3 protein-coding genes are annotated in these 6000 nt (G+C 42.7%); 2 read left to right on the top strand and 1 reads right to left on the bottom strand.

The window, feature by feature from the left end; all coding sequences use genetic code 11:
• The first annotated feature begins 221 nt into the window (after window positions 1-221).
• Complete coding sequence (locus tag J7I93_RS23925; protein WP_214729252.1) at window positions 222-3110, top strand: transglycosylase domain-containing protein; 2889 nt, start codon at window positions 222-224, stop codon at window positions 3108-3110.
• A 312-nt stretch (window positions 3111-3422) separates the two neighbouring features.
• On the opposite strand, the gene acsA is transcribed toward J7I93_RS23925, so the two are convergent.
• Complete coding sequence (gene acsA / locus J7I93_RS23920; RefSeq protein ID WP_214729250.1) at window positions 3423-5141, bottom strand: acetate--CoA ligase; 1719 nt, start codon at window positions 5139-5141, stop codon at window positions 3423-3425.
• A gap of 226 nt (window positions 5142-5367) precedes the next feature.
• Between acsA and J7I93_RS23915 the strand changes: the two genes are divergently transcribed.
• Window positions 5368-6000 carry a GNAT family N-acetyltransferase gene (locus J7I93_RS23915; RefSeq protein ID WP_214729248.1) on the top strand — a complete coding sequence of 211 codons (633 nt, stop codon included), beginning with the start codon at window positions 5368-5370 and terminating at the stop codon, window positions 5998-6000.

The raw sequence follows: 6000 nt of genomic DNA, 5'->3' as shown, positions 1-6000 counted from the left end.
TCAACTAACCAACAGCGGAAAACACGCTGTTGGAAGTTTCACTTTATCGCAGGTTAACGGGCAGTAACTTCAGAATAGTAGTCTTTTAGTTGGTAATCAGTCAGGTTTCCGAACAACTGCCCGTAAAAGCCCGATTGGTTCAACTAACCAACAGCGGAAAACACGCTGTTGGAAGTTTCACTTTATGCTATAATAGATGTGATTTTAGGGGGATTGATACGATGAAAGAAAAGTTTCGAATACTTATTGATAAATTGAAGCAAACGCCAGGCCTTTTCGGCAATAAAAAAGCAGCTAAGGGTGCCAGCATAACTTACCAGGTTGTCTGGAATTTAGCCTTGCTGTTTATCATTTTGGCTGTCATTGGCGGTGCGTTTGCTGGAGGTCTCGGTGCCGGTTATTTTGCCTCACTTGTAAAGGACGAGCCAATACGATCCTATGCAAGCATGAAAAAGGATATATACGATTATGAAGAAACATCGGAAGTTTATTTTGCGAATAATGTGTATTTGGGCAAGCTAAGGACTGACCTTGAACGGGAGGAAGTTCAGCTTGAGGATGTTTCAGAACACTTGATTAACGCAGTTGTGGCTACCGAAGATGAATATTTTTACGAGCATGACGGAGTGGTGCCAAAAGCGATTATGCGTGCACTATTCCAGGAAGTAACTAATTCATCTGTTCAATCCGGCGGAAGTACATTAACACAGCAGCTGATTAAGAACCAAATTTTAACGAATGAGGTTTCTTTTGAACGCAAAGCAAAAGAGATACTATTGGCTTTGCGTCTCGAGAAATTCTTTGATAAAAAGGAGATTCTGGAAGCATACCTGAATGTTTCCACCTTTGGAAGAAATGCCTCCGGCCGGAATATTGCCGGTGTTGAAGCTGCTGCAAAGGGTATATTTGGGGTAAGTGCAAAAGAATTGACCTTGCCGCAGGCTGCTTTCATTGCCGGGCTTCCGCAGAGCCCATTCGGCTATACTCCTTTTACAAGGGAAGGAACAGTTAAGGAGAATCTGGAACCAGGATTCTCAAGGATGAAAACCGTTCTAAAAAGAATGTACGACGATGGCAAGATTAACCAAAAACAATATGAAGAAGCTTTGGCTTACGACTTGACAAAGGATTTTGCAGATCCTTCAGCAAGTCCTTTAGAAAAATATCCGTACTTAACATTTGAAATTGAAGAGCGTGCCGTAAACATCATGACCAAGATTCTAGCGAAAAACGATGGTTATGAAGAGCAGGACTTAAAAGAAGATGACGCACTGCGAGAGGAGTATAAAACCCTTGCAGACCGGACAATCCGCCAGAATGGATATCAGATTCACACGACGATTAACAAAGACATATATGATAAAATGCAGCAGGTAAAAGATAACTACCCTTATTACGGACCTGACAAACCAGAGACAGTTAAGGACCCTGAAACAGGTGAGAACAAGCAAATCATGGAACCTGTACAGGTCGGTGCTATTTTAATTGAAAATAAGACGGGAAAAATTATCAGCTTTGTCGGCGGACGCGATCACAAACGCGAACAATTGAACCATGCTACAAACGCTGTAAGACAAAATGGTTCAACCATGAAGCCGCTGCTTGTCTATGCACCTGCAATGGAGCTGGGAAAGTCAGCTCCCGGAACAATTTTACCGGATGTGCCATTATACCTTGCTCCAGGATTGAACAGACCTTGGCCAAATAACTATACCAGAACGTATAGCGGTCTGGTTTCAGCCAGAGAAGCTTTAAAGTATTCCTACAATGTGCCGGCTGTTAAGCTATATAAGGATATTGTCGGACAAAGACCTGCTAATTTCCTGGAAAAGATGGGCTTTACTTCGCTTATTGGACCGGACTATACGAATTTGTCCACAGCTATTGGCTCATTGGAATATGGGGTAACAGTTGAAGAGAACACCAATGCTTTCAGCACCTTTGCCAATGATGGTAAATTTATCGATGCATATATGATTGAAAAAATCACTGATAAAAACGGCAAGGATATTTATCACCATGAAGTTAAGCCTGTGGATGTATTCAGTCCGCAGACGGCTTACTTAACAATTGATATGATGCGGGATGTTATTAACAGCGGAACAGCTACTTCCGTGAAAAACAGATTGAAATTCAGTTCAGACTGGGCAGGAAAAACAGGAACAGGTGTAGACTTCTACGATGCGTGGTTTGTAGCAACCAACCCAAATGTCACATTTGGCATATGGTCCGGGTATGATACCCCTAAATCTCTGAAAGCTCCTGGTCCATTAAGCTACAGTTTGCGGAATAATTACCTATGGGCAGACCTAATGAATGCTGCTTATGACGTTGCCCCGGATCTAGTCGATCCAAGCGCGAACTTTAAAATGCCTGGAGGAATTGTAAGAAGATCCTTCTGTGCTATATCGGGTCTTCTGCCTTCTGAGGCGTGCTCAAAAGCTGGCCTTGTTGAAACAGATCTATTTAACGCAAAGTTTGTTCCAACAAAAGTGGATGATAGCCTAGGCAATGGCAAACTTGTGAGAATTGGCGACAAAAAATATATGGCTCTGGAATCAACTCCTGAAGAATTTACAGAACCAGGATTGGTACTTAATCCCGAGTATATCGAAAAATTATTTGGCATTAAAGCAAATCCTAGCGACCTTATTCCTAATAAAGAGCGCTGGAAAAGTGTTCTGACTACTGGCAATAAGCTTGAGGATAACGGCAGAGCCCCTGCAGCCCTAAGCATAAAAGCTTCAGGCGAAACGGTTACATGGGGTGCGCATCCTGAAAAAGATGTAATTGGCTACCGTGTCTATAGCGGCGGCAAAAAAGTCGCTACTATTAAATCTGGCTCTTCTCTAAATTTCATGGCTGGAAATGGTGCTATACACGTAACAGCCGTTGATATTGCGGGCAAGGAATCCCAGCCTTCAAACGTTGTGGAAATCGGTAAAAAGCCGGAAGAAGAAAAACCGAAGGAAGAAAAGCCTAAAGAGGAAAAACCGAAAGAAGAGAAACCCAAAGAAGAAAAACCTGCAGACCCTCCAGCCGAAGAAAAACCGGATCCTGAAAAGCCAGAAGAACCTGGTGATGGAGGCGGAGAAGATAGTACAGACTAATTAAATATTTTTAGAGTGAAGCTGATTTTCAAGCCAGTACAGGCTCGAAAGTCAGCTTTTTTTATTGTTTAAACCGGGTATTGACTAGTGTTCTGTACACCCTGCTAGCTGAATTCCTATTTATTCGCTAGTTTTTGCCGTTCATTCGCTAAATTTAAAATTTGTTCGCTAGTTTTGATCGTTAGTTCGTAAATTTCACCCTTTGTTCGCAAGTCTTCCCGTTTTTTACGCGAAGTTCACAATTACCTAAGTAATCGACTTGCTGCAAAAACAAAAAAGAACCGCTGCCAAGCGGTTCTTTCTCTTTCTCTATTAGTCTTCCATTGTAGACAAGTCGCCAGTTGGGAGGTCTAGTTCCCAGGCTTTTAGGACGCGACGCATAATTTTACCGCTTCGAGTTTTTGGAAGCTTATCGCGGAACTCAATTTCGCGTGGTGCAGCATGGGCTGCAAGGCCTTTCTTAACAAACTGGCGGATATCCTCCACTAATTCTTCAGTTGGCTCATAGCCGTCTCGCAATGCTACAAACGCTTTAATAATTTCTCCGCGGACCGGATCCGGTTTTCCGATTACGCCAGCTTCTGCAACAGCCGGGTGCTCAATTAGCTTGCTTTCTACTTCAAACGGACCTACACGTTCACCGGATGTCATGATTACGTCATCCACACGTCCCTGGAACCAGAAATAGCCATCTTCGTCCATATATGCTGAGTCACCGGATACATACCAGTCACCAGGCATAAAGTAAGATTCATATTTTTGCTCGTTATTCCAGATCGTACTCATCATGGAAGGCCAGCCTTTTTTAATGGCAAGGTTGCCCATGCGGTTTGGCGGCAGTTCATTTCCCTGGTCATCAACAATGGCTGCTTTGACACCTGGTATTGGCTTGCCCATGGAGCCTGGCTTAATTTCCATGCAAGGATAGTTGCAGATCAACTGTGCACCTGTTTCTGTCATCCACCATGTATCATGAATGCGCAGATTGAACACCTTCATGCCCCATCTGACTACCTCTGGATTTAAGGGCTCGCCAACACTCAAAATGTGGCGCAGGCTGCCCAAATCAAACTTCTTAACAACTTCATCCCCTGCACCCATCAGCATGCGGAAAGCTGTTGGGGCACTGTACCAAACTGTTACGCCATACTCTTCAATCATCTTGTACCATGTCTCAGGATTGAATCTTCCCCCAACAATCAGGTTAGAAGTTCCTGTAAGCCATGGACCGAAAATTCCATAGGAAGTACCTGTAACCCAGCCAGGATCGGCCGTGCACCAATACACATCCTCTTCCTTAAGATCTAATACCCATTTAGCCGTCTGGTAGTGCTGAATCATAGCATTATGTACATGAAGCACACCTTTTGGCTTACCGGTAGAACCGGAAGTGTAATGTAAAATTAATCCGTCATTTCCGTCAACCCATTCAACAGAAAGCTTTCGGCTTGCTTCAGCCATTCTTTTCTTGAAGTCAACATATGGACCTGTTTCCTCTACATTATCTCCAACCAGAAAAACATGCTTTAGAGCTGGAAGCTGATCAACCGGAACACGTTCCAGAAGCTCAGGAGTAGTGATTAGAACTTTTGCTTCACTGTCTTCAAGTCTGTCACGGACAGCTCCTTCCATGAAAGCCTCAAATAATGGCCCGACAATCGCACCAAGCTTGATGGCTCCCAAAACAGCAAAATAGAGTTCAGGGGAACGAGGCATAAAGATAAACACCCTGTCCCCTTTTTCCACATCGCCGTATGTCTTCAAAGCATTTCCTGCTTTATTGGAAAGTTCTTTCATTTCTTTGAAAGTATATTTTTCATTCCTTTGCCCATCACGATAGTACAGGGCAATCTTATTTTTTCTGAAGGATTCCGCATGGCGGTCGATTGCCTCATAGGCCATATTCATTCGGCCTGTATCTTTCCAGGAAAACTCTTTTTCCACGTCCGCCCAGTTAAAATTCTCATATAACTCATCATAGCTTTTTAAATTAAACTTCCCTTGTGTCACTGGTAGCGCTTCCACTTTCATATATTGATATCCCCCTTTTTTGTGATTTGATATTATTATAGTATAAATATTATTTTTTCTCAATTTTTAAAATATTGGTGCTGAAAAATAATTCATATGCATCATTCCCTTAAATTGTCACAAAGTTTTTTCAAATTACCCAGAAAATTATGTGAAAGCGCTTTATATTAATCGTTTTTATGTATAATAGATAATACATTGATCATGTCTTTTAGGCGGTGAATAAATGGAACATAAAAAAACGTACAATGCTAAAGAATTAAAAACAGCCAATGGAAATTTAATAATTGAGGGGCCAATCACACCGGAAAAACTCGCAGATTACGAGTTTCATAAAGACCTGGTAGCTTTCAGGCCTCCAGCCCAGCAGCATAAGGCTTTGGTTGAAATTGCCGGATTGCCGGAGGGAAGAATTTTAATCGCCAGAGACCGGCACACCATTGTCGGCTATGTAACTTATTTGTATCCGGATCCCCTTGAGCGGTGGTCTGAGGGGAAGATGGATAATTTAATAGAACTTGGCGCCATTGAAGTGATACCGGCATTCCGCGGTTCTGGAACAGGAAAGAACCTATTAAAGGTCTCAATGATGGATGATGCGATGGAGGACTACATCATTATTACAACAGAATACTACTGGCATTGGGATCTAAAAGGAACAGGACTGAATGTTTGGGAATACAGGAAAATCATGGAGAAAATGATGAATGCCGGCGGCCTGGAATGGTACGCAACAGACGATCCGGAAATCAGCTCACATCCAGCAAATTGCCTGATGGCAAGGATCGGCAAAAGAGTAGATCAGGAATCAGTCCAGCAATTCGACCGTCTGCGCTTTATGAACCGTTTTATGTATTGA

This window comes from Bacillus sp. ISL-47 (assembly GCF_018613175.1).
Lineage (GTDB): Bacteria > Bacillota > Bacilli > Bacillales > Cytobacillaceae > Cytobacillus.
Note: the sequence above shows the minus strand (reverse complement) of the source record. Positions and strands in the feature narration are given on the sequence as shown.